Below are 24,887 nucleotides of genomic sequence, written 5' to 3'. Positions count from 1 at the left end.
CCGCGGTCTGGAAGCTCCCCCGAGCCACCATTGGCACCGCAAGCACCTGCCGCCACGGGCACCCGAGGGCGCCGCCCGTGCCCCGCGCCCTCGTGCCCCACGCCCCGGTCCCGGTTTCAGTGGCCGTTGGCGTCCTTCTTGAGCCGTGGGATCCCCGCGGCCCGGTACGCCTCCTCCTCGTCCAGCGTCTCGGCGGCGAGGAGTGCCTCGGCCAGTGCGTCCAGCCGGTCCCGGTTCTCGCGGAGCTGCCGGCAGGCGCTCTCGTAGCACTCCTCGGCGATCCTGCGCATCTCGTGGTCCACCGCGTCCAGCGTCGCCGGGGCCGCGGTGAGTCCGTACGGCTCCTGGCCGTCCCCCGACACGGCGGTGAAGCGGCCGACGCGCTCGCTCATCCCCCAGCGTCCGACCATGCCCCTGACCAGCCGGGTCACCTGCTCCAGGTCGTTCTCCGAGCCGGTGGTGACGATCCCGAAGACGACGTGCTCCGCCGCCATGCCGCCGAGCGCGCCGATGATCCTGCCGCGCAGGTACTCCTCGGTGTAGGCGTACTTGTCGGCGTCGGGGGTGGACAGGGTGACGCCCAGTGCCCGGCCGCGCGGGACGATCGTGACCTTGCGAACGGGGTCGGCGCCCGGCTGGAGCATGCCGAGCAGGGCGTGGCCGCTCTCGTGGTACGCCGTCCTGCGGCGCTCGCCCTCGGGCATCACGAGCGCGCGCTCCGCGCCGAGCTGCACCTTCTCCAGGGCGTCGGAGAGATCCCGCTGGGTCACCCCGTCCTGCCGCCGCTTGACCGCGAGCAGGGCGGCCTCGTTGGCGAGGTTGGCCAGTTCGGCACCGGTCATGCCCGGTGTGGTTCGGGCCACCTGCACCAGGTCGACGCTCGGCGCGAGCGGGATGTCCCGGGTGTGGATCCTGAGGATCGCCTCACGGCCCGCCCGGTCGGGCGGGCTGACGTGCACGATCCGGTCGAACCGGCCGGGCCGGGTGAGCGCCGGGTCCAGGACGTCCGCGCGGTTGGTCGCGGCGATCACGACGACGCCCTCCGAGCCGGTGAAGCCGTCCATCTCGGTCAGGATCTGGTTGAGGGTCTGCTCGCGCTCGTCGTGCCCGCCGACGGTCGCGCCCCCGCCGCGTACCCGTCCGATGGTGTCGATCTCGTCGATGAAGACGATGGCCGGGGCGACCTTGCGGGCCTCGGCGAACAGCTCGCGGACGCGAGAGGCGCCGACGCCCACGATCATCTCGATGAACTCCGACGCGGACGCGGAGAAGAACGGCACCCCGGCCTCGCCCGCCACGGCCCGCGCGAGCAGCGTCTTGCCGGTGCCGGGCGGACCGGCGAGCAGGACGCCGCCGGGCATGCGCGCGCCCATGGCCCGGTAGACCTCGGGGTTCTTCAGGAAGTCGACGACGTCGTCCAGCTCGCCCTGGACCTCGTCGATCCCCGCCACGTCGGCGAAGGTGGTGCGCCGGTGGGGTTCCAGCTCCACGGGGCGGGGCGGCGCCTTGCGGCCCAGTGGGCCGCCCAGACGTGGCCCCAGGCGTCTCGCCAGAGCCACCCAGAGCAGCACCAGGATCAGGATCGGTGCGAGGGAGAGCAGCAGATTGGTCAGCAGGCTGCGCTGGACGACGACCGGTTCGGCCGTCACGGTCACGCCCTTCTGGGTCAGCTGCCGCCACAGGTCGTCCTCCGCGAACTCCGGTCGCTGGGTGCGGAATGTGGTGTAGTCGCCCTCGCCGCCGGGAATCGGCTGCCCCGTTCTCAGTTCGCCCTCGATCGTGTCGCCCTTGGCGTAGATCTTGGTGACGTTGCCGGCCTCGACCTGCTTGCTGAACTCGGTGTACGAGATCCTCTGCTCGTCGCCCCCGGCGAAGTACGACAGGATTCCGTAGGCGACGAGGAAGAGGGCCGCGGCGGTCGCGACGAGCACGATCCAGCCCCCGGGCGGCTTCCTGCGCGGCGGCGCCGGTGGCGGTGCCCCCTCCGACCGCCAGGGCTGGTCGGTGCGATCGCGCGGGGGTACGGAATTGGCCACGGCCTGCCCTCCGGTCCCTCGGCTGATCCCGATCTCTGCCCATCAGCGCACAAAACGGGGCCCGCTGCCACCCGGCGCGGGCCGCGGTGACCCGGGCGTCCGGGCCGCCGGGGGCGCGGGACGGCCGAGGGCCCCGCGATCGGGTGATCGCGGGGCCGGGGTGCTCGTGGCCGGACCCGTCAGCCCATGAACTTCCTGAACTCCTCCGGGAGCTCGAAGTCCTGCGCGCCCTGGCCGCCCGCCGGCAGCCCGAACGGGCTCCCCTGGCCGGACTGCTCGCGGCGGGCCTGCGCGGCCTGCTCCTCGGCCTTGCGCTTCATCGGGTTGCCGGAGCGCTGCTTGCCCTTGGCCTGCTTCTGCTTCTTCTTCTGACGGCCCGGGCCGCCCCCCATGCCCGGGATGCCCGGCATGCCCGGCATGCCCCCGCCCTGGGCCATGCGCGACATCATCTTGCGGGCCTCGAAGAACCGCTCCACCAGGTTCTTCACCGCGCTGACGTCGACACCGGAACCACGGGCGATACGGGCCCGGCGGGAGCCGTTGATGATCGTCGGGTCGGTGCGCTCGCCGGGCGTCATCGACTTGATGATCGCCGCCGTACGGTCGACGTCCCGCTCGTCGATGTTGTTGATCTGGTCCTTGATCTGACCCATGCCCGGCAGCATCCCGAGCAGCTTGGAGATGGAGCCCATCTTCCTGACCTGCTCCATCTGGGCCAGGAAGTCGTCGAGCGTGAACTCCTTGGGTCCCTTCGCCAGCTTGGCCGCCATCTTCTCGGCCTCGGCCTGGCTGAAGGTCTGCTCGGCCTTCTCGATCAGCGACAGCATGTCGCCCATGCCAAGGATGCGGGACGCCATGCGGTCCGGGTGGAACGCGTCGAACTCGTCCAGCTTCTCGCCGTTCGAGGCGAACATGATCTGCTTGCCGGTGACGTGCGCGATGGAGAGCGCGGCACCGCCGCGGGCGTCGCCGTCCAGCTTGGACAGCACCACTCCGTCGAAGCCGACGCCGTCGCGGAAGGCCTCCGCGGTGTTGACCGCGTCCTGACCGATCATCGCGTCGACGACGAAGAGGACCTCGTCGGGGCCGACCGCGTCACGGATGTCCGCGGCCTGCTGCATCATCTCCTGGTCGATGCCGAGCCGGCCCGCGGTGTCGACGATGACGATGTCGTGGACCTTCGACTTCGCGTACTCGATCGACTCCTTGGCGACCTGCACCGGGTCGCCCACACCGTTGCCGGGCTGGGGCGCGAAGACCCCGACGCCCGCGCGCTCGGCGACGACCGCCAGCTGGTTCACGGCGTTGGGGCGCTGCAGGTCGCAGGCGACGAGCAGCGGGGAGTGGCCCTGGCCCTTGAGCCACAGGCCGAGCTTGCCGGCCAGGGTGGTCTTACCGGCGCCCTGGAGGCCCGCGAGCATGATCACCGTGGGCGGCTGCTTGGCGAAGCGCAGCCGGCGGGTCTCGCCGCCGAGGATGCCGATGAGCTCCTCGTTGACGATCTTGATGACCTGCTGGGCGGGGTTCAGCGCCTGGGACACCTCGGCGCCGAGGGCGCGCTCCTTGACCTGCTTGATGAAGGCGCGCACGACGGGCAGTGCCACATCGGCCTCGAGCAGCGCGATACGGATCTCACGTGCCGTGGCGTCGATGTCGGCCTCGGACAGGCGGCCCTTGCCCCGGAGGTTCTTGAATGTCGCTGCAAGGCGGTCGGAGAGGGTGTCGAACACGGTGGTCGCGGATCCTCAGGTCTCGGGGGCGGGCGGACGGATGTCACCCCAGGGTATCCGGCCGCATGGCATGGGGTCTGCCCCCCGGCACGCGGCCGGACGCCGGTGGTGCGGGGTCCGGATGCGCGGGGCGAGGGTCTGCCCGCCGGCACGGGGTCCGGATGGGCGCGGCGAGGGTCTGCCCGCCGGCACGGGGTCCGAATGGGCGCGGCGAGGGTCTGCCCGCCGGCACGGACCCCGACGGATCCCCCCGCCCGGGTCCGCGGCGTTCACCCGGTCCGCAGCGCGGCCTCCACGGCCCGTGCCACGTCCACCGCCTCCTCGGGCGGCAGCGGGGCGCCCTGGGGGCCTGTGACGTAGAACGCGTCCACCGCGTTCGCTCCGAGCGTCGACACCCGCGCGCTGCGCACGCTGACCGCCGCGGACTCCAGGGCGTGGCCGATCCGGTGCAGCAGCCCGGGAGCGTCCTGGGCGCGGACCTCGATGACCGTGGCCAGCCGGGACGCCGCCGGGGCGACGGTGACCCTCGGCGGAGGCGCCTTCACCCCCCGCCGGCGCGGGTACGCGGCGTCCCGCTCGGCGAGCCGGGCGGCCACGTCCAGGGAGCCGTCGAGGGCCCGCACGAGGTCGGAGCGCAGCCGGGCGGCCTGCGGGAGCGAGCCGTAGGCGGCGGCGACCCGCCAGTTCAGGACGAGGACGGTCCCCGGCCCCACCTCCCGGGGGAGTTCCACCGCGCGCAGGTCGGCGGCGCGGACGGTGAGCCGGTGCAGCGCGAGCACGCCGGCGACGGCCGGCAGCACCGACGGCTGGTCGGGTACGGCGATGAGGAGTTCGACGCCGACGGGCTCGGGTTCGCCGTCCGGCTGCGGGGTCTCGGCCTGGGCCGCGTGCAGGGCGAGGACCGGTCCGCGGGTGCGCAGTGCCTCGACGGCCAGGCGCTCCTGCTCGGCGCTGGTCACGGCGGGCTCCGGTTCGTCCGTGCCCTGCCCGGTGAGGAGGCCCGCGACCCGTTTGACCAGGTCGGCGACGAGCGATCCCCGCCAGGCGGACCACGCCGCCGGCCCGGTCGCCAGGGCGTCGGCCTCGGTCAGGGCGTGCAGCAGTTCCAGCGTGCCGGGCGTGCCGACGGCGTCCGCGACCGCCCGCACGGTCGCGGGGTCCTCCAGATCGCGCCGGGTGGCGGTCTCGACGAGCAGCAGGTGGTGGCGCACCAGGGTGGCGATCACGCCCGTGTCCTGCCGGTCGAAGCCGATGCGGGCGGCGACGTCGCGCGCGATGGTCTCGCCGGCCACGGAGTGGTCGCCCGGCCAGCCCTTGCCGATGTCGTGGAGCAGGGCCGCGACGAGGAGCAGGTCGGGGCGGCCGACGCGGCGGGTCAGCGCGGCGGCGCGGACGGCGGCCTCGACGAGGTGGCGGTCGACCGTCCAGGTGTGCACGGGATTGCGCTGGGGCCGGCAGCGGACCCGCTCCCAGTCGGGCAGCAGCCGGGTGATCAGCCCCTCGGCCTCCAGCGCCTCCCACACCGCGACGGTCGGTTCGCCCGCTCCGAGCAGGGTGACGAGCTCCTCCCGCGCCTCGGCGGGCCAGGGCACGGGAAGCGGCTTGGTCGCGGCGGCCAGATGGCGTACGGCGTGCAGGGAGAGCGGCACGCCGGACTGGGCCGCCGCGGCGGCCGCGCGCAGCGGCAGCACCGGGTCGCGCTCCGGTCTGGCCGAGCGGGCGAGGACGGCCTCGCCGTCCATCTCGACGACGCCCTCGGCGAGGGGGGTGCGCTCGGGTTCCGGGCGGCGCCCGCCCCAGATGCCGCGCAGCCGGGGCCGCGCGGACCGGGCCTTGAGCACCCGGTTCACCTCTCGCCAGGTGACGTCGGCGGCGTACGAGACGGTCCGCGCGGCCTCGTACACCTGGCGCAGCAGCGCGTCGGCGTCCAGCAGGCCGAGGGCCCGGGCCACCTGGTCCTGCTCCTGGAGGGCGAGCCGGTCGGTGGCCCGTCCGGTGGTGAGGTGGAGGGCGTCGCGGGTGTCGAGGAGGGCGCGGCGGGCCTCGGCCAGGCCCTCGCGGGGGGCGTCGGCGAGCCATGACGCGGCGACCGCGCGCAGGGCCGTGGCGTCGCGCAGGCCGCCTCGGGACTCCTTGAGGTCGGGTTCCAGCAGGAACTGCAGCTCGCCCTGGCGCTCGGCGCGTTCGCGGCAGAGCTCGCCGAGTTCGGGGAGCCGGCCGGGCGCCTGGTTGCGCCAGTCGGCGAGGACGGCCGTGCGCAGTCCGGCGGCCATGCCGAGGTCTCCGGCGACGGCGCGGGCGTCGAGCAGCCCCAGCTGCACCTTGATGTCCTCGCCGGCCGTCCGCCGGGCCTCGGCCGGGGTCCGGACCGAGTGGTCGAGCGCGAGCCCGAGATCCCACACCGGGTACCAGATCCGGTCGGCCAGCGAGGCGAGCGCGCCCGGGTCGGCGTCGCCATCGTGCAGCAGGAGGAGGTCGAGGTCGCTGCGGGGCGAGAGCTCGCCGCGCCCGTAGCCGCCGACGGCGACGAGCGCGGCGCCGCGCACCCCGGTGTCCTCTTTGGCCGCGGCGAAGAGCGCCGCGAGCCAGTCGTCGGTGAGCCGGGCCAGCGCGGCACGGCGCGACGGCCCGGACCGCGTCTCCTCCTGGAGGAGACGCAGCCGGGCCGCCGCGTAGCCGCTGGGTCCCGAGCCCTCGGTTTCCGTGGTCAGATCGACGCTCGTCACCCAGAACTCCCGTCTACAGCGCGTCCGGGCCGCGTTCGCCGGTCCGGACGCGGACCGCGGTGTCGACCGGCACGCTCCACACCTTTCCGTCACCGATCTTGCCGGTGCGGGCGGCCTTCACCACCACCTCGATGAGCTGGTCGGCGTCGTCGTCCTCGGCCAGGACCTCGATCCGGATCTTGGGGACGAGGTCGACGGTGTACTCGGCGCCGCGGTAGACCTCGGTGTGGCCGCGCTGCCGCCCGTAGCCGCTGGCCTCGGTGACCGTGAGCCCCTGGACCCCGAAGGCCTGCAGGGCCTCCTTGATCTCGTCCAGCCGGTGCGGCTTGACGACTGCGGTGATGAGCTTCATGCGTCCACCTTCCTGGTCTGCGGTGCGGCTGCCACGGTCTCGGCGGGTGCGGGGGCGGTCTTGCGGGAGCCTGCGCCGCCGCCCGCCCCGCTGAAGTCGTACGCGGTCTCGGCGTGCTCGACCTGGTCGATGCCCGAGATCTCGTCGTCCTCACCGACCCTCATGCCGATCGTCTTGTCGAGGACGAGGGCCAGGATCGCGGAGACGATCAGAGAGTAGGCCAGGACCGCGAAGACGCCGACGGCCTGCTTGCCGAGTTGCTCGAATCCGCCGCCGTAGAAGAGGCCCTTGGCGTCGGACTGGACGCCGCCGGTGGCGAAGAAGCCGACGAGCAGCGAGCCGACGACACCGCCGACGAGGTGGACGCCGACGACGTCCAGGGAGTCGTCGTAGCCGAACCGGTACTTGAGGCCGACTGCCATGGCGCAGAGCAGACCGGCGACGGCACCGATGGCGATGGCGCCGAGCGGGGAGGAGGAGCCTCCGGAGGGGGTGATGGCGACGAGGCCCGCGACCGCGCCGGAGGCGGCGCCGAGCGTGGTGAAGGAGCCGTGGCGGATCTTCTCGTAGGCGAGCCAGGCGAGCATCGCGGCGGCCGTGGCGACCTGCGTGTTGACGAACATGACCGCGCCCACGCCGTCGTCGTTGCCGAGCCACGAGCCGGCGTTGAAGCCGAACCAGCCGAACCACAGCAGACCGGCGCCCAGCATCACCAGGGGCAGGCTGTGCGGCCGCATCGGGTCCTTCTTGAAGCCGACGCGCTTGCCGATCACGAGGATCACACCGAGGGCCGCGGCTCCCGCGTTGATGTGGACCGCGGTACCGCCGGCGAAGTCGATGACGCCCATCTCGAACAGCCAGCCGCCCGAGCCCCAGACCCAGTGCGCGACCGGGAAGTAGACGACGGTGGCCCACAGGGCGACGAACAGGGCCCAGGCGGTGAACTTGACCCGGTCCGCGAGGGCGCCGCTGATCAGCGCGGGCGTGATGATCGCGAACATCAGCTGGAAGACGGCGAAGACGTACACCGGGATGGTGTAGCCGTCCCAGAGCTGGTTGATCCCGATGCCGCTCAGGCCGACGTAGTCGGAGGACCAGCCGATGAGGGAGCCGGAGTCGGTGCCGAAGGCGAGGCTGAAGCCGTAGAGCACCCACAGGATGGTGACGATCCCGAGGCTGATGAAGCACATCATCAGCATGTTCAGGGTGCTCTTGACGCGGACCATGCCTCCGTAGAAGAAGGCCAGGCCGGGCGTCATCAGCATCACCAGCGCGGAGCAGATGAGCATGAAACCGGTGTTGGCGGCAGACAGCCCGGGGGCGTCTGCGGCAAGTGTGATGCCTGGGGGCATCGGCGTCTCCTCGTCGTCGTGCGGCCTGTGCGGGGCGGGAGCCTGGGCTGTCGGCGGCCGGTCCGGCTGGATCCGGTACGGCCGCCTCGTGAGTCGGCCCGTTATGGGGCATGAGGTTGGCGCGCCGGGGTTTCCGCCGATGCCGCACGATGTTTCGCCGCAGTGACGAAGAGGGCGGGCGTGTTACACGCCCATGAACTGGAGGGTCACGGGAAGGTCACGCGCGTACCCTCCGCGGGCACACGACCGGCGCGACGGTCACCCGGTTGACCTGGCGTGGGGAGCCGAGTCGGGCGGTAGGGGCGGCCGTCGCGCCGGAGTTCTGTGGAGGGCTGCTCAGACCGCTTCCGCGGTCTCCGGCAGCTGTGCGGTGATGAGATCCGTGAGGTGCGCGACCTCGGGGACGTCGCCGAAGTCCCTGGCCGCCGTGTCGACCGTCTTGCGCAGCCGGGTGTTGACCCGCTCCGAGCGCACCCGCCGGGCGATGTGCAGTGCCTGCTCGGCGAGCCGGGTGGACTGCTCGGGCTCCCGCTTCAGCAGATGCACCGTCGCCATGCCGACGAGGTTGAGTGCATACGAGCGCTGGTGCTCGTCGTCCTCGCTGAAGAGGTCGACCGCGCGCTCCATGACGGGCTCGGCGAGCGAGGCGTACATGGGGCTGCGGCCGGCGACATAGGCGAGGTCCCGGTACGAGTGGGCGTTCTCGCCGTTGAGCTCGGCCTCGGAGAAGAAGCGGATCCAGTCGGGCTCCGGCTCGCGGGTCTCGAGCGCGTCGGCGAAGGTGTCCTCGGCCATCCGCACGGCCCGCTTGGTCTTGCTGGGCTGGCCCATGTTGGCGTAGGCGCGGGCCTCCATCGCATACAGCATCGCCTGCGTGCGCGGGGTCGCGCACTCGCGGCTGCCGTACTGCGCGAGGTGGATGAGCTCCAGTGCGTCGTCGGGCCGGCCCAGGTGGATCATCTGCCGGCTCATGGAGGAGAGGATGTACGAGCCGAGGGGCTTGTCACCGGCCTCCTTGGCGGCGTGCAGGGCGAGCACGAAGTACTTCTGCGCGGTGGGCTGCAGCCCCACGTCGTAGCTCATCCAGCCGGCCAGCTCGGCCAGTTCCGCGGCGCAGGTGAACAGCCTTCGGGAGACGGCCGCGGGCTGCGGCTCCTGGAGCAGGTCGGTCACTTCGTGGAGCTGGCCGACGACGGCCTTGCGGCGCAGCCCGCCGCCGCACTGGGCGTCCCACTGGCGGAACATGGCCGTCGTGGACTCCAGCAGGTCCAGTTCGGGCCTGGAGAGCCGGGAGGGCCGCCGGACGCCCGCGGAGTCGGCCGGCCCGGGGCCGGACGGCGGGGTGGGCACCAGCCAGCGCTGCATCGGCTCGATGAGGGCCGGGCCGGCCGAGAGCGCGAGCGACGTCCCGAGGAACCCCCGGCGGGCCAGCATCAGGTCGCTGCGCGAGAACTCGCTGAGCAGCGCCACGGTCTGGTGGCCCGCCCAGGGGAGGTCGACGCCGGACACCGAGGGTGACTGGTGCGCCGTCCGGAGCCCCAGGTCCTCGACGGCGACGACGGTGCCGAACCGCTCGGAGAACAGTTCGCTGAGGATGCGCGGGATGGGCTCGCGCGGCTGCTCGCCGTCGAGCCATCTGCGGACGCGTGAGGTGTCGGTGCTGATGTGGTGCGCGCCGATCTGCCGGGCCCGGCGGTTGACCTGCCGGGCCAGCTCGCCCTTCGACCAGCCGCTGCGTACGAACCACGAGCCGAGCTGCTCGTTCGGGCGCTTGCCGTTGCCCGTGCCGTCCGCGTCGCTGCCGCTCACAGGAACGCCCCCATCCGCTTGTCGTCCTTGCCTGTCGTGCCACGAAGTCCCGCCGGGATGCCCTGCCCCGCGGAGCGGTGTCCGAACCCCTAGCAGAATGCCGCGGGTCGCGGTCCTCCGTCCGGCGGTCGCCCCCCTTCGAACAGGAAACCGACTTGCCCCCGGCATACCCGTGGAAGCAGCGAGCCCCCGGGCCCGTGCACCGAAAGTAATCCTACGATCACCGGTCTCGCCATGGCGATTCCGGAAACGCCACCATTCGCCACCCCTTCGAATGAACTCCCCCGCGGCCAGGCGCGATTCACTGGGCACACGACGGTCAGGAGTCGGCGGAGCGTTGCACGCCAGGGCGCGCGGAACCGGCCGCACCACCCCGAGTGACACATCGCACCGGCGAACCGGGACGACGGCGACGCAGCGTCACCGGCAGACTCCTTTTCGTAACCATCGGTGCGTTCGACCCGTTGGAGGGGGCATGGGCTTCACGATCGGCGGCTCCCGGGTCCGGGAGATCCGGCCCGGCTCACGGCGCCGCGGCCGTACGACGGCGTGCACGGCGGTCGCCGAGTGCACGGGACTGTGGGGCTGGGACGTGGCGCCGGGCGCGCGGGCCGCGGCGGGCCGATGCTCCTGCGGGGACGCCGGCTGCCCGGCCCCGGGAGCGCACCCCCTGGAGTTCGCGCCCGAGGTACCGGCCGGCGCGACCCTCGACGAGGTGGCGAAGGCATGGGCGGAGGTGCCCGGCGCCTCGGCCCTGCTCCCCGTGGGCCGCACCTTCGACGTCCTGGAGGTCTCCGAGGCCGCCGGGCGCCGCGCCCTGCTGAGGCTGGAGCGGATGGGCGTGCCGCTGGGGCCGGTGTCCGCGACGCCGACGGGCCGCGCGCAGTTCTTCGTGGCCCCCGGCGCGGCCCGGGAGCTGCCGCATCTGCTCTACCGGATGGGCTGGGACGACGCCGGACTGGACCTGCGCTGCCTCGGCACGGGCCACTATGTGACGGCCCCGCCCTCCGACCACGCCGGTCTCGGCCCGTCCCGCTGGCTCCGGCCGCCGGCCCTCGGTTCCTGCGAGGCCCCGCCCCAGGCCCGGCTGCTGCTGGGGACGCTCGCCTACATCTGCCACCGCTCCACCGCCCCCTGACCGGCTGCCGGCCGGGCCCCCGAAGACCCCCGACGGCAGCCGTCGGCCCTGCCCTCCCACGCCCCTGCCGCCGACTCCCCCTCGGGCGCTCGCCGGGCGCAGCGCCTGTGGGGCCCTCCGCGCACGGCTCCGCCCGGACCGCCCCCGCGCCGCCCGTGTTCCACAGGCGGTGCGTCCGCCCGTGGAACACGGGCCCCGAAACGCCCTCCGCCGCGCCGCTGGGGGAGCGGCGCGGCGGACTGCAAGCGGGACCGGGGGTGGGCAGCAGGCGGCCGGTAGGCGGAGTGCGGCCGGACGGGGAGCCCGGACGGAGGGCCCGGACGGGGAGCCCCCCGTGGTCCGCTAGTCGCCGACCAGAGCGTCGACGAAGGCCTCCGGCTCGAAGGGGGCCAGGTCGTCCGGGCCCTCACCGAGGCCGACCAGCTTGACCGGCACACCGAGCTCGCGCTGGACGGAGATGACGATGCCGCCCTTGGCAGTGCCGTCGAGCTTGGTGAGGACGATGCCGGTGATGTCGACGACCTCGGCGAAGACACGGGCCTGGACCAGGCCGTTCTGGCCCGTCGTGGCATCGAGGACGAGCAGCACCTCGTCCAGCGGGCCGTGCTTCTCGACCACGCGCTTGACCTTGCCCAGCTCGTCCATGAGACCGGTCTTGGTGTGCAGCCGGCCCGCCGTGTCGATGAGGACGACGTCGGCACCCTCGGCGATGCCCTCCTTGACCGCGTCATAGGCGATCGAGGCCGGGTCGCCGCCCTCGGGTCCGCGCACGGTGCGTGCACCGACGCGCTCACCCCAGGTCTGCAGCTGGTCGGCGGCCGCCGCGCGGAACGTGTCCGCCGCGCCGAGGACGACGCTGCGCCCGTCCGCGACGAGCACCCGGGCCAGCTTGCCGGTGGTGGTGGTCTTGCCCGTGCCGTTGACTCCGACGACCAGCACGACGCCGGGGGTGTCCAGGCCGCTCTCGGTCCGCACCGAGCGGTCCGCGTCCGTACCGATGAGCCGCAGCAGCTCCTCGCGGAGCAGCCCCCGCAGCTCGTCCGGGGTGCGGGTGCCGAGGACCCTCACCCGCTCCCGCAGGTGGTCGACCAGCTCCTGCGTCGCCGCGACCCCGACGTCGGCGGTGAGGAGGATGTCCTCGATCTCCTCCCACGTCTCCTCGTCGAGGTGCTCGCGGGACAGCAGGCTGAGCAGCCCCTTGCCCAGGGTGTTCTGGGAGCGGGCCAGACGGGCGCGGAGCCGCACCAGGCGGCCCGCGGCCGGTTCCGGGATCTCGATCGAGGGAGCCTCGGGCTCGGCGACGACCGGATCCTCGACGGCGGCGGGCTCGGCGACGGCCTCCTCCGCGGACGGGAGGTCGACCTCCTCGATGGTGCGGCGGGGCTCTTCCCGCGGCGCCTCCGCCTCCTCACCGACGTGCGGCTCGGCTGGCGGAGCGGTGATGGTCGGCGTGCTCGACGGCGCCGAGGGCGGCAGCTGCTTCTTCCTGCGGCTGCTGACCACGAGCCCGCTGATCGCGCCGATCGCGACCAGGGCGATGACTACAGCAAGGATGACGATTTCCATAACGCCACCCAGTATCGGCCAAGGCCACCGGGGACCAGCCCCCTGGGAGGACCGCACGAGGAGTTGCGCACCTTTTTGGACCTATTGCCGGAGTCGTCACGCAGCCCCTCCCGGCTGACGGTGCCCCTTCCGGCTGACGGCGCCCCTTCCGGCCTGACGCGCCCCTTCCAGTCTGACGGCGCCCCTTCCGGCCCGGTCGCGGTCGCCGCGTACCGCGGCAGCGTCGCCCCGGAGCCGCCCGCGCAGGCGGCCGAGCGCGCGCAGCCCCGGCCTGGTCGGTGCCGGCCGGGGAGCACCACGGCCGCCCCCGGCAGCCGCGGGCGTTCGGCCCGTCCGGTGAACGGGCACTGCCCCGGCTCAGGGGATGAGCCGGGGCAGTGCCGTGGCCGGTCGGCCGAGAGGAGCGGGGCAGCGGGGACTCAGCCCATCTCCTCCAACGCCTTGCCCTTCGTCTCCGGCACCCATTTGAGGATGAACGGGATCGAGAGCGCGGCGAAGACCGTGTAGATGACGTACGCGCCCGAGAGGTTCCAGTCCGAGAGGGTCGGGAACGTCACGGTGATCAGCCAGTTGGCGATCCACTGGGCCGAGGCGGCGACGCCCAGCGCGGCCGCGCGGATCTTGCCCGGGAACATCTCGCCGAGCAGCACCCACACCACCACGCCCCACGAGAGCGCGAAGAAGAGCACGAAGAAGTTGGCGGCGAAGAGGGCGACGGTGCCCTGGAGGCCGGGCAGCGAGACCTCGTCACCGACCTCCGTCTTGTACGAGAAGGCCCAGGCGGCGAGTCCCAGCGAGATCGCCATGCCCCCCGAGCCGATGAGGGCCAGCGGTTTCCGTCCGATCCGGTCCACCAGGACCATCGCGATCACCGTACCGATGATGTTCACGATCGACGTCTCGAACGAGTAGAAGAACGAGCTCTCCGGGTTGACGCCGACCGACTGCCACAGCGCCGAGCTGTAGTAGAAGATCACGTTGATGCCGACGAGCTGCTGGAAGACGGACAGGCCGATACCGACCCAGACGATCGGCAGGAAGAGGAACCTGCCGCCGAGCAGGTCCCTGAAGGAGGGCTTGCGCTCGTGGCGCATGTTCTGCTCGATCTCGACGACCCGCTTGTCCAGGTCCACGGCCCGGCCCTCGACGTCGCGGAGCACCTTGCGCGCCTCGGGGTGGCGGCCGACCGAGATCAGGTATCGGGGCGACTCGGGGATGAGGAAGGACAGCACGCCGTAGAGCACGGCCGGGACGAACTCGATGCCGAGCATCCACTGCCAGGCCTCCAGTCCGCCGATCTCACCGCGCTGGTCTCCGTCGGCGATGGTCAGAATGGTCCAGTTGACCAGCTGTGAGAGGGCGATGCCGGTGACGATGGCGGCCTGCTGGAAGGACGCGAGCCGGCCGCGGTAGGCGGACGGGGACACCTCGGCGATGTAGGCGGGGGCGATGACCGAGGCCATGCCGATGGCGACGCCGCCGACGATGCGCCACATGGCCAGGTCCCAGAGGGCGAACGGCAGCGCGGAGCCGATGGCACTGGCGGCGAACAGCACGGCGGCGATCTGCATGACCCGGATGCGCCCGATGCGGTCGGCGAGCCGGCCGGCGGTGGCCGCGCCGATGGCGCAGCCGATCAGTGCGGCCGCGATGACCTGGGCGAGTGCTTCGGAGCCCACCTCGAAGCGGTCGCGGATGGCCACGACGGCTCCATTGATCACCGCGCTGTCATAGCCGAAGAGGAAGCCTCCCATGGCTGCCGACGCCGCGATGAAGACGACATGGCTGAGGTGCTCCGGCCTGGCCTTGCGGCCTTCGGGCGCCTGCGCCTGCGGTGTGCTGGTCACGGTGTACTCCTGGGGCCACCCGGCGACGGCGCCGGGGGTGGGGGCGAGCCCTTCCAGTGGCGCACAACACAGCGCCGCCCACCACTTGAAGGTAAAAGCAACGCTGCAGAGACTATGCGTTCAAGTTTCGAAGTCAACAGCCGGGTCGTCCGTCCCACGAACCTGCACTTCGGTCACACTTGTGTACGAGTAATGAAGATCGGGGGTGGCTCTCTCCTGGGAGGTGTCCCGGGAAGCATCCGGGCCTCCCCGCCGGCGGAGGAGAGGCGGGGAAGGGGCTCAGCGGAGCCGCTGACTGATGACCTTGGACACACCGTCACCCTGCATGGAGACGCCGTAGAGCGCGTCCGCGACCTCCATCGTCCGCTTCTGATGGGTGATCACGATCAGCTGGGAGCTCTCCTGGAGCTCCTGCATGATGCGGATCAGCCGCTGGAGGTTGGTGTCGTCGAGTGCCGCCTCGACCTCGTCCATCACATAGAAGGGGCTGGGCCGGGCCTTGAAGATGGACACCAGCATCGCCACGGCGGTCAGCGAGCGCTCGCCGCCGGAGAGCAGCGACAGCCTCTTGACCTTCTTGCCCGGGGGCCGGGCCTCCACGTCCACGCCCGTGGTGAGCATGTTGTCGGGGTCGGTCAGCACCAGCCGGCCCTCACCGCCCGGGAAGAGGCGCGAGAACACGCCCTCGAACTCGCGTGCGGTGTCCCGGTACGCGTCCGTGAAGACCTGCTCGACGCGCTCGTCGACCTCCTTCACGACCTGGAGCAGGTCGGCCCGGGTCTTCTTCAGGTCCTCGAGCTGCTCGGACAGGAACTTGTGGCGCTCCTCCAGGGCAGAGAACTCCTCCAGGGCGAGCGGATTCACCTTTCCGAGTTGCTGATAGGCCCGTTCGGCGGACCTGAGCCGCTTCTCCTGCTCGGCGCGGACGAACGGCCGCGGCTGGTTGCGCGGGTGCCCGGGGTCCTCGGGGAGCTCCTCCCCCTCGGCCGGCGGCGACGGCGGTACGGGCTGGTCGGGACCGTACTCCGCGACCAGCCCGGCCGGTTCGACGCCCAGCTCCTCCAGCGCCCTGGTCTCCAGCTGCTCGATCCGCAGCCGCTTCTCGGCTCCGAGGACCTCGCCGCGGTGCACGGAGTCGGTGAGCTTGTCCAGCTCGCTCTTGAGGTCCCGGCCCTCCGCGCGGGCGGCGGTCAGCTCGCGCTCCCGCTCCGCCTTGGCCGCCTCGGCGGCGGCACGCTCCCGCTCCGCCCGGACGACGGACACCTCGGCGTGGGCCAGGAGCTGACGGGCACCGCTCGCCACCGCCTCGGCGACGGCCGCCTCGTGGCGGAGCCTGGCACGGCGCCGCTCGGCGCGCGCCCGCGCCTCGCGTTCCGCGCGTGCTCCGCGGTCCAGCGCGTCGGCACGCCCGGCGAGCCCCTTCACCCGCTCCTCGTGGGTACGGACCTGCAGCCGGGCCTCCATCTCGGTCTGCCGGGCGTTGGCGCCGTCGGCGGCGAGCCGGTCCCGCGCCGAGGTGTCCGGCTCCTCGTCGACGGGGGTCTCCTCGGCGACGGCCAGCCTCTCGGCCAGCTCCTTCGCCTCGTACAGCGCCTTCTCCAGGGCGGCCTGGGCGCGCTCGGCCGCCGCGGCGGTGCGTTCGGCCTCCCCGGCGGCGCCGCGGGCCTGCCCGGACAGCCGGCCCAGTTGCTGGGCGACGCCGGCCTTCTCCTTCTCGGCCGCCCGTCTCCGCTCGCCCAGCTCCTCCACGAGGGAGGCGCACGCCGTACGCCGCCCGGCCGCCTCGCGCTGCCCCGCCGCGAGTTCGTCGCACCGCACGGCCAGCTCCTCCAGCTCGGCCGCGGCCTCGTCGACCGACGCCCGGACCTCCAGGAGGCTGGGCACACCCGCGGAGCCCCCGTGGGCGAAGTGGGCGCCGAGCAGGTCGCCCTCGGCGGTGACCGCCACCAGTCCCGGCTCCGCACGGACCAGGTCCTCGGCGTCCTCCAGCGTCCCGACGACCACCGTGTCCCGGAGGAGCCTCGCCACGGCCGGCATCAGCTCCTGCGGCCCGCTCACCAGGTCGACGGCCCGGGGCGCCCCCGCCGCTCCTTCACCATCGCGGGGCGGGGCGGTCGCCGCGGGGGCGGGCACCTGGTGCGGCTGTGCGGCCGCGCCGGGGCGGTCGCCCGGTGCCCACACCGGAACCGCGGGCTGCACGGGCGGCGGATGCGCCGGGCCCTCGGGCGTGGTGGCGCGGTCCGCGGGCGGCCGCGCGGGAGCCGGGATCCCGGCCGCGGGCACTCCCCCGTCGCCGTGGGCCGTACGGGGGCCGCCCGGTACCGGCGCGGACAGCAGCAGGGACGCACGGCCCGCGTCCTGCTTGCGGAGCAGCCGGATGGCGTCGGCCGCCGTGGCGGGATCCGCGACGGCGACCGCGTCCGCCGCCGCCCCGAGGGCCGCCGCGATGGGGAGTTCGTAGCCGGGAGCGACCGTCAGCAGCTCGGCGGCGGGGCCCAGCAGTCCGGCGAGCCGGCCCCGGGCGGAGAGCAGTGCGCCGGTGCCGTCCTTGCGGCGAAGGCCCTGCGCGAGGGCGTCGTGGCGTGCGGCGACGGCGGCCCGCTCGCGTTCGGCGGCCGTGGCCGCCTCCCGGGCGGCCGACAGGGCCGCCTCCGCCTCGGACAGTTCACGCCTCGCCGCCTCGTGCCGTTCCGCCAGCGCGGTGTCGTCCGCCGCCAGCCCGTCGACCTCGGCCTTGAGCTGCTCGTACTCCTCCTGGGCCGCGATCGCCCGCTCGCGCGCCTCGTCCCGGGCGGCCGCCAGCCGGTCGATCTCCGCCTGGGCCGAAGCGGCGCGTGAGCGGGCGGCGTTGACCTGCCCGTTGAGGCGGGCGAGGCCTTCGCGGCGGTCGGCGATCGCCCGGGCCACATCCTTCAGCCGGCGCTCCTCGACCGCCAGTTCGCGCTCCAGTTCGGCACGGTGGGCGACGGTGTCCTCCAGCGCGCGCTGGGCCGCCTCCAACGCGGCCTCCAGCTCGGCCTCCTGCTCGCGGATCCGCGCCGCCTCCCGCTCCATGTCCTCCGGGTCGCGGCCGCGCCGCTCCTCCGCGGGCACCGACCCGGCGCTCTTCACCCGGGCCTCGGCCAGCGACACCGTGCCGCGCACCCGTTCGGCCAGCTGGGAGAGCTCGTAGAAGGTCTGCTGGGCCCGCTGCAGCCGGGGTGCCAGCCGGCGCACCTCGTCCTCCAGGTCCGCCTCCCGGGCCAGGGCCCTCTTGAGCTCGGCCTCCGCGGCCTCCTTGCGCTCCTTGAGCGCGGCCTCGTCGGCGACTTCGGTCCTGAGCGCCTCGCGCATGCGCACGAGGTCGTCGGCGAGGAGACGCAGGCGGGCGTCGCGCAGGTCGGCCTGGATGACCGCGGCCCGGCGCGCCACGGCGGCCTGCCGGCCCAGCGGTTTGAGCTGCCGCCGCAGTTCGTCGGTGAGGTCCTGGACACGGGCGAGGTTCGCCTGCATGGCGTCGAGCTTCCGCAGGGCCTTCTCCTTGCGCCTGCGGTGCTTGAGGACGCCCGCGGCCTCCTCGATGAACGCCCGGCGTCCCATCGGGTCCGCGTGGAGGACGGAGTCGAGCTGGCCCTGCCCGACGATGACGTGCATCTCCCGCCCGATACCCGAATCGGACAGGAGTTCCTGGATATCCAGCAGCCGGCAGGTGTCCCCGTTGATCTGGTACTCGCTGCCGCCGTTGCGGAACATGATTCGCGTGATCGTGACTTCGGCGTATTCGATCGGGAGCGCCCCGTCGGAATTGTCGATCGTGAGGGATACCTCCGCACGGCCGAGCGGCGGGCGCCCGGTCGTCCCCGCGAAGATGACGTCCTCCATCTTTCCGCCGCGCAGGGACTTCGCCCCCTGCTCGCCCATGACCCAGGACAGCGCGTCCACGACATTGGACTTGCCGGAGCCGTTCGGCCCCACGACGCAGGTGATGCCGGGCTCGAAGCGCAGCGTCGTCGCCGAGGCGAAGGATTTGAACCCGCGGAGGGTCAGGGCCTTGAGGTGCACGCCGCCGGACTCTACCTCCCGGTGCCCGGAGATCGCGGTCGGCGCAGTTTCACCGGCCCGCCGCGAGGTGCACACGCCACGGTTTCATCGCTGAATATGCAGGGCACATCAGACGGTAAGCAGTGCACCACGGAGGGGGAGACAAGAAGAAGGGACGCCGAAGCGTCCCTTGCATACATGCCTGCCGTGCGAGAGAGTTTCTCACCGGATCCCCACGGGATCGAGGATCAGGTGAGCGCCGGCTCGCCCTTGGGTACGTCGATGTCGATGCCTTCGAGCAACGACTCGCCATGGTGCCGTGCGGCGGCAGCGCTCAGCGCGTCGTTCTCGGACTGGATCCGTACGAGCTCGGACTCCAGGTCCTGGACGCGCTGCTGAAGCCGTCGCATCTCGGCGAGGAGTCGCGGGTCGGAACCGCCGACGTAACCGAGAAGCGCCTTTGCCATGATGGATGGTCCTCCACACTGAGTGACCGACCGATGCGGTGTGGGTCGTGAGGGATTTCCGCACCCGCGGTGCTCGGCAGCGCTTGTGTTCACTGCGATTCCTGCCACCGAACAGCCAGGGTGCGCGGGGCTTCCAGCGTCTCACCAAAAAGTTTGACGGTCAACACGATCACACCCCGTATCGGTGACAGGCCGCGGGTCCGCGGCCGGGGCACCCACGGCGGCGGCTCTCCCGCGGACCCCGGGGGGTTCGGAGATCATCGTTACTGGCGCAGCCTGGCACGGCGGCACCGTTGTTGGCAACCACCAGCACGTTTCTTTCGAACATGCATGCTGTGGGCAGTCGGATGAACACATCGCGTGCCCGCGTGCCGCCGTTCCGATCAGCGGATCGCGAATCCGTCGTAGCCACCGCGCGGACGGCCCCAGATCTCGGTCACGCCGGCAACGGCACCGGGCGTGTCGGACGACCGCAGCCACTCCAGAAGACGGTGGCAATTCTCACGCGGACCCTCCGCCACGATCTGCACCCTGCCGTCTTCGAGGTTGAGCGCGAACCCGCGAAGGCCACCGATCTCCAGGGCGTTCTCCCTGGTGAACCAGCGGAAACCCACTCCCTGTACGCGGCCGCGTACCCATGCGGTCATCCGTGCGTGCTCGTGCATGCGCGAAACCTACACGGACGCGCACCGGGCAATGCCCGTCGGGTCACATCGCCCACTCCCGACATCGCGTACAGTCGCGACGCAAACGGACTCGCCCGTTCGGGCGAGTCCTTCCACTGATTCAGCTGAAGTCGAGACCGGAAGGGCGAGCGGATGGGACGCCACCGCCGGAAGAAGCGGGTTCCCGGGCCCGTACGCACCGGACTGCTCGGGATCGCCGCCGCCGCCGCGGTGGGCGCCGTCGCCGTCGCGGCCGGGCTGCTGCCGGGCGGCGACGTGTTCACCTCGGGAGACGGTAAGACCGCCGCCCAGCAGGTGCGCGAGGTGGCCTCCGGCGACCACGAGGCCCAGGGCGGACCCTCCTCGTCCCCGTCCGGGCGCACCACGGCGGAGACGGCCCCCAGCCCGTCGAAGGGCATGTCCTCGACCTCGGAGAACGGCTCCCCGTCGGCGGCCGCGCCGAAGCCGCCGGCGAAGGAGACGCCGAAGAAGGACGCACCCGCGAAGAAGGCTGCCGAGTCCAAGCAGTCGAAGCAGTCGAAGCCCACGGCCGCGGCCGACGGCTCGGGGACTGCCGGGACTGCCGGGAACGACACGGCGGAGCGCAAGGGCAGCGCCCCGGAGCGCCGGGCCGCCCCCGCGCCGGCCAAGCCCCGGCCCACGGCGCCGTCCGGCGAGACCGCGGCGGAGGCCGAGGTGCTGGCCCTGGTCAACAAGGAACGCGCCAAGGTGGGCTGCGCCCCGGTGCACCCGGATCCCTCACTGGCCCGCCTCGCCGGCAGGTTCAGCTCCGACATGGCCGCGCGGGGCTTCTTCGATCACACCGACCCGGAGGGCGACAGCCCCTGGGACCGTGCCGCGCAGGCAGGCGTCGGCGGGCTCGGGGCCGAGAACATCGCCCGTGGCCAGGCCGACGCCCGGACCGTCATGAACGCCTGGATGAACAGCGACGGCCACCGGGCGAACATCCTCAACTGCGAGTACCGGACGCTGGGTGTGGGGGTCTCCTTCGCCCAGGGCGGCCCATGGTGGACGCAGGACTTCGGCTTCTGAGACAACCGCAGGTCGGAGACCTGGTTTCGCCCCCGGGCCGTCCCGGAGGCGGTCGTCAGTGCAGGGGACGCTACGACGTGACGCGCGGCAGTGAGCGGGGCGGCCGGGGCGGGCGCTGGCAGCGCGGGCAGAAGTAGCTGGAGCGGTTCATCCAGGGGCGCCGGCGTATCGCCGTACCGCAGCGGCGGCATGGCTCGTCCTCGCGTCCGTACGCGTCGAGCGACCGGTCGAAGTAGCCCGACTCGCCGTTCACGTTGACGTAGAGACTGTCGAAGCTGGTACCGCCGACGGCGAGGGCGGCGTTCATCACGTCCCGTACATGGCCGAGGAGTTCGGCGGAGCGGGGGCGGGTGAGGCCCGCCGTGGGCCGGTCGTAGTGGAGCCCGGCCCGCCACAGGGCCTCGTCGGCGTAGATGTTGCCGACACCGCTGATCAGGGACTGGTCCAGCAGGGCGCGCTTGATCGTGGTCCGGCGCAGCCGGAGCGCCATGTGGAAGGCGGCGTCGTCGAACTCGGGGTCGAGGGGGTCCCGGGCGATATGGGCGATCGCGTCCGGGAGCCCGTCCGGGGTCGTGTCGTGGAGCGACAGCCCGCCGAAGGTGCGCTGGTCGACGAAGCGGAGTTCGGTGCCGAGGCCGTCCTCGAAACGGATCCGGATCCTCAGGTGCTTCTCGTCCACCGCGGTCTCCGGCTGGACGAGCAGTTGCCCACTCATCCCGAGGTGTCCCAGGACGGCGCTGCCGCCGTCCTCCAGCGGCAGCCAGAGGTACTTCCCGCGCCGCCGGGCGGTCCCGATCCGCCGGCCGAGGAGCCTGGCCGCGAAGTCGCCGCCACCGCCGAGGTGCCGGCGCACGGCCCGCGGGTGCAGGACCTCCACGCCGCCCACGGTCCGCCCGGAGACCCACCGCTCGAGTCCCCGCCGCACGACTTCCACCTCGGGCAGCTCGGGCACGTATCTCCTCCGGATCTCGACCTACTCGACGCCCGCAGCGTACCTCCGCGCCGCCTTCGCACGGGCCGCGGGCCGGTGCGCCGGACGCCGCCGCACGGAGCGGCGGGCCTCCGCCGTCGCCGCCCCCGGGCGGGGAGGGACGCGGGTGGGAGGCGAATGCCTGCGGGCAGAGGAGAACCCCGCCGCGCGGGCCGCGGCGGGGTTCGGAAGCAGAGCGTCAGGCGGTGGCGCGGGACGAAGGGGTGTCGGCGGCCCCTTCGGCCTCCGCGGTCGCGGGGGCTTCTTCCGCCTCGGCGGCCCCGGCCGCCTCCGCGGTCCCGGGGGCTGCTGTCGCCCCGGCGGTCCCGGCGGCTTCGGCGGCCTTCGCCACCGCCGCACGCTCGTCCGCCGCGGCGCGGATCGCCCGCCACGCGGACTCCGCGGCCTGCTGCTCCGCTTCCTTCTTGCTGCGGCCGGTGCCGGTGCCGTACGAGACACCACCGACGCGGGCGGCAGCAGTGAAGGTCTTCTCGTGGTCCGGACCCGTCTCGGAGACCAGGTACTCGGGCACTCCGAGCGCCTCGGCGGCCGTCAGCTCCTGGAGGCTGGTCTTCCAGTCCAGGCCGGCGCCGAGGTTCGAGGACTTCTCGATCAGCGGGTCGAAGAGCCGGTGCACCAGCTCGGACGCCGCGTCGAGGCCCTGGTCGAGATAGACCGCGCCGATCACCGCTTCCAGGGTGTCGGCGAGGATGGACGCCTTGTCCCGCCCGCCCGTGCCCTCTTCACCCCGGCCGAGGCGGATGAAGGACCCGAGATCGAGACTCCGGCCGACCTCCGCCAGCGCACGCGAATTGACCACCGCGGCCCGCAGTTTGGCCAGCTGGCCCTCGGGCAGATCGGGGTGGCTCCGGTACAGCGTGTCCGTGACCACCAGGCCGAGCACGGAGTCCCCGAGGAACTCCAGCCGCTCGTTGGTGGGCAGACCGCCGTTCTCGTACGCGTACGAGCGATGGGTCAGCGCACGGACCAGAAGGGCGGACTCGAGTCGATACCCGAGCCGCCCTTCCAGAAGCGTGTGGGACGAGGCCGAACTGATGCTGTCGGACATCGTGCCTCTCACCAGCCGCTCAGACCTCGAGGACCTGGCGCTTGTTGTAGGTACCGCAGCTCGGGCACGCGATGTGCTGCTGCTTCGGCTCCTGGCAGCGCTCACACGAAACCAGGGTGGGGACCGCAGCCTTCCACTGCGACCGGCGGTGGCGCGTGTTGCTGCGCGACATCTTCCGCTTCGGAACAGCCACGGCTACTTCTCCTGCTTCTCGTCGACGCGTGCTGATCGAGGCGCGTCGCCGCTCTTCTTGTCCTTCTCACCGGTTCCGAGTGAATCGGCGAGTCCCTGCAGTGCCGCCCAACGGATGTCGACGGCGTCGTGGTGGTGGTCCGGATCGGCGTTCAGGTCGGCCCCGCAGTCGGAGCACAGCCCTGCACAGTCCTCCCGGCACACCGGCTGCATCGGCAGTGCGAGCACCACCGCGTCACGCAGCACGGGCTCGAGGTCGAACAGTCCGTCCTCGAGGAAGGTCACGCCCTCGTCCTCGGCGTCGTCGCCGGGCGCCGGCTCCTTGGCACGGCCCCGGTCGTCGGCGTCGGGGTACGAGAACATCTCCTGGAAGTCCGCCACGACCTCGTGGCGCAGCGGCTCCAGACACCTTACGCACTCCCCCTCGGCCGCGGCACTTGCGGTGCCCGTGACGAGCACCCCTTCCATGACGGACTCGAGGCGGAGCTCCAGCTCCACGGGCGCGCCCTCGGGCACGCCGATGACCCCCTCGATACCGAGGACCGCGGGCGCGGCGGGCGCCGGCACGGAACGGGAGAGCCGCTGGAGCGCACCGGGACGCCGGCCCAGCTCGTGCGTGTCGAACACGAGGGGGTTGCGGTGGTCGAGGCGGGCGTTCAGGGCTCTTCCTGCTTTCGGATCGCATGTGGGAGGCCGCGATTCCAGCGCAGCGTGAATCCACGCTCTCGCGACCGAAGAGCCAGGATACTGGACCGTTCGCTCCAGGCCCAATCCGGTCCGTACCGGATCAGCGCCCCTGCTCGTAGCGCCGCAGCTGCTCCATGTCGATCATGCTGGTGTCGAAGAAGCTCGTCTCGTCCAGCGAGGCCGGCTGGGCAGGGGCCTGATCGGTGTGCTGCTGGGCCCCGTAGCCTGCGGCGTACGCGTCCTGGCCGTACCCCTGGCCGTAGCTCTGGGCGTACCCCTGGTCGTAGCCCTGCTGCTGCCCGTAGCCCGCGGCGTAGGGGTCCTGCGGGTACGCGTACACGTCCTGGACCGGGGCCTGGGGCTGGGGCTGGGCCTGGGCGGCAGCGGGCTGGTAGGGGTACGGCTCGGCCTGCGCCGGGATCCGGGGCGGCTGCGCCTGCTGCCGGGCTTGCGGCTCCGGGTCGGCCAGCTCCGCGAGACCGGCGAGGTAGTCGGCGTCGCTGGTGTGCCCCACGCCTCCGGCGGAGTCCTGTGCGGCCATGTGCGCGCCGAGCTCGTCCGTCGCGATCCGGCCGTGCAGTTTCTGCCTGCCCCGCCCGACGGCCTCCAGCGTCTTGGCGAGCACCGCCTCGAAGGCGCCGAGCTTGGCGTCCACGTAGTCGTCCGCGCGCTGGATCAGGGTCTGCGGGTCCGCGCTGTACTCGGGGGCGTCGTCGTCGGCCGGGTCGGGGTAGCCCTGGCCGGCCGCCCCGGGGCCGCGGCCGAGCAGCTTCTCACGGCCCCGGTCGACGGAACCGATGGTCTTGTTGAGGACGACCTCGAAGTTGGCGAGTTTGGAGTCGACGTAGTCGTCGGCCTCGGCGCGGATCTCCTCGGCCTCCCGGCGGGCTTCGGCGAGGATCCGGTCGGCCTCCTCCTGGGACTGCCGGGCGATCTGGGTGCCGGAGAGCAGGGTGCCGCGCTCGGAGTGGGCGGCCTGGATGATCCGCTCGGCTTCCTGGCGGGCCTGCTCGACCATCTGCTCGCGGTCGCCGATCAGCTCCCGGGCCTGGGCGAGCGAGCCGGGCAGCGCCTGCCGGACCTCTTCGAGCATCGCGAGCAGTTCGGCGCGGTTGACCACGCAGGAGGCCGACATGGGCATGGACCGGGCGTTCCCGACCGCCTCGACGATGTCGTCGAGCTTCTTCTGCACGTCCACCGTGTGCTCG

At 72.7% G+C, this 24,887-nt stretch carries 18 protein-coding genes; 2 read left to right on the top strand and 16 right to left on the bottom strand.

The features are described 5' to 3' along the window. Window positions 1-116: 116 nt before the first annotated feature. The 6 genes from ftsH to nsdA form a co-directional block, all read right to left on the bottom strand. Window positions 117-2,036, bottom strand: a complete 1,920-nt coding sequence (ftsH, locus tag DDW44_RS22175; protein ID WP_170814254.1) for an ATP-dependent zinc metalloprotease FtsH — start codon at window positions 2,034-2,036, stop codon at window positions 117-119. Between the two features lie 179 nt (window positions 2,037-2,215). After that, entirely contained in the window at window positions 2,216-3,766 is a 1,551-nt protein-coding gene (gene ffh, locus DDW44_RS22170; RefSeq protein ID WP_017947627.1) for a signal recognition particle protein, read from the bottom strand. 269 nt (window positions 3,767-4,035) lie between these two features. Then, complete coding sequence (locus DDW44_RS22165) at window positions 4,036-6,492, bottom strand: [protein-PII] uridylyltransferase (RefSeq protein ID WP_108907483.1); 2,457 nt, start codon at window positions 6,490-6,492, stop codon at window positions 4,036-4,038. Between the two features lie 13 nt (window positions 6,493-6,505). Continuing rightward, on the bottom strand, window positions 6,506-6,844 hold the full coding sequence (locus DDW44_RS22160) for a P-II family nitrogen regulator (RefSeq protein WP_017947625.1): 339 nt from the start codon (window positions 6,842-6,844) through the stop codon (window positions 6,506-6,508). Beyond that, the gene (locus DDW44_RS22155; RefSeq protein ID WP_018891862.1) at window positions 6,841-8,196 is read right to left on the bottom strand and encodes an ammonium transporter; all 1,356 of its coding nucleotides are present in this window, start codon (window positions 8,194-8,196) and stop codon (window positions 6,841-6,843) included. The genes DDW44_RS22160 and DDW44_RS22155 overlap by 4 nt, the downstream gene beginning before the upstream one ends. Before the next feature lie 336 nt (window positions 8,197-8,532). Continuing rightward, window positions 8,533-10,005, bottom strand: coding sequence for a transcriptional repressor NsdA (nsdA, locus tag DDW44_RS22150; protein WP_108907482.1), 1,473 nt, complete (start codon window positions 10,003-10,005; stop codon window positions 8,533-8,535). A gap of 475 nt (window positions 10,006-10,480) precedes the next feature. On the opposite strand from nsdA, the gene DDW44_RS22145 reads away from it, so the two are divergent. Beyond that, the gene (locus tag DDW44_RS22145; RefSeq protein ID WP_017947622.1) at window positions 10,481-11,143 is read left to right on the top strand and encodes a bifunctional DNA primase/polymerase; all 663 of its coding nucleotides are present in this window, start codon (window positions 10,481-10,483) and stop codon (window positions 11,141-11,143) included. Between the two features lie 342 nt (window positions 11,144-11,485). On the opposite strand, the gene ftsY is transcribed toward DDW44_RS22145, so the two are convergent. The 5 genes from ftsY to DDW44_RS22120 all read right to left on the bottom strand — a co-directional run bounded on the left by ftsY (window position 11,486) and on the right by DDW44_RS22120 (window position 19,708). Then, complete coding sequence (ftsY, locus tag DDW44_RS22140; RefSeq protein WP_017947621.1) at window positions 11,486-12,709, bottom strand: signal recognition particle-docking protein FtsY; 1,224 nt, start codon at window positions 12,707-12,709, stop codon at window positions 11,486-11,488. A 419-nt stretch (window positions 12,710-13,128) separates the two neighbouring features. Next, window positions 13,129-14,556, bottom strand: a complete 1,428-nt coding sequence (locus tag DDW44_RS22135) for a sugar porter family MFS transporter (RefSeq protein ID WP_018891865.1) — start codon at window positions 14,554-14,556, stop codon at window positions 13,129-13,131. Window positions 14,557-14,835: 279 nt separating this feature from the next. Next, a complete protein-coding gene (locus DDW44_RS22130) occupies window positions 14,836-18,597 on the bottom strand; it encodes an AAA family ATPase (protein WP_108908903.1) in 3,762 nt (1,253 codons plus the stop codon). A 227-nt stretch (window positions 18,598-18,824) separates the two neighbouring features. Next, a complete protein-coding gene (locus tag DDW44_RS22125) occupies window positions 18,825-19,043 on the bottom strand; it encodes a hypothetical protein (RefSeq protein WP_017947618.1) in 219 nt (72 codons plus the stop codon). Between the two features lie 383 nt (window positions 19,044-19,426). Further along, a complete protein-coding gene (locus tag DDW44_RS22120; RefSeq protein ID WP_108907481.1) occupies window positions 19,427-19,708 on the bottom strand; it encodes an acylphosphatase in 282 nt (93 codons plus the stop codon). Window positions 19,709-19,861: 153 nt separating this feature from the next. Here DDW44_RS22120 and DDW44_RS22115 point away from each other — a divergent pair, with 153 nt between their 5' ends. After that, window positions 19,862-20,761: a CAP domain-containing protein gene (locus tag DDW44_RS22115; protein ID WP_108907480.1), complete on the top strand. Its 900-nt coding sequence runs from the start codon at window positions 19,862-19,864 to the stop codon at window positions 20,759-20,761. 70 nt (window positions 20,762-20,831) lie between these two features. Here DDW44_RS22115 and mutM read toward each other — a convergent pair whose 3' ends face one another. The 5 genes from mutM to DDW44_RS22090 form a co-directional block, all read right to left on the bottom strand. Then, the gene (mutM, locus tag DDW44_RS22110) at window positions 20,832-21,713 is read right to left on the bottom strand and encodes a bifunctional DNA-formamidopyrimidine glycosylase/DNA-(apurinic or apyrimidinic site) lyase (RefSeq protein WP_108907479.1); all 882 of its coding nucleotides are present in this window, start codon (window positions 21,711-21,713) and stop codon (window positions 20,832-20,834) included. Between the two features lie 217 nt (window positions 21,714-21,930). Next, the gene (gene rnc / locus DDW44_RS22105) at window positions 21,931-22,800 is read right to left on the bottom strand and encodes a ribonuclease III (RefSeq protein WP_108907478.1); all 870 of its coding nucleotides are present in this window, start codon (window positions 22,798-22,800) and stop codon (window positions 21,931-21,933) included. A 19-nt stretch (window positions 22,801-22,819) separates the two neighbouring features. Beyond that, the gene (gene rpmF, locus DDW44_RS22100; RefSeq protein ID WP_026165248.1) at window positions 22,820-22,993 is read right to left on the bottom strand and encodes a 50S ribosomal protein L32; all 174 of its coding nucleotides are present in this window, start codon (window positions 22,991-22,993) and stop codon (window positions 22,820-22,822) included. 2 nt (window positions 22,994-22,995) lie between these two features. Further along, window positions 22,996-23,619: a YceD family protein gene (locus tag DDW44_RS22095; protein WP_017947612.1), complete on the bottom strand. Its 624-nt coding sequence runs from the start codon at window positions 23,617-23,619 to the stop codon at window positions 22,996-22,998. Between the two features lie 160 nt (window positions 23,620-23,779). After that, entirely contained in the window at window positions 23,780-24,877 is a 1,098-nt protein-coding gene (locus tag DDW44_RS22090) for a hypothetical protein (RefSeq protein ID WP_018891871.1), read from the bottom strand. Between the last annotated feature and the right edge of the window lie 10 nt (window positions 24,878-24,887).

This window comes from Streptomyces tirandamycinicus, assembly GCF_003097515.1.
GTDB classification, from domain to species: Bacteria; Actinomycetota; Actinomycetes; order Streptomycetales; family Streptomycetaceae; genus Streptomyces; species Streptomyces tirandamycinicus.
The sequence above is the reverse complement of the archived record's forward strand: the minus strand, read 5'-3'. Positions and strand labels throughout refer to the sequence as shown.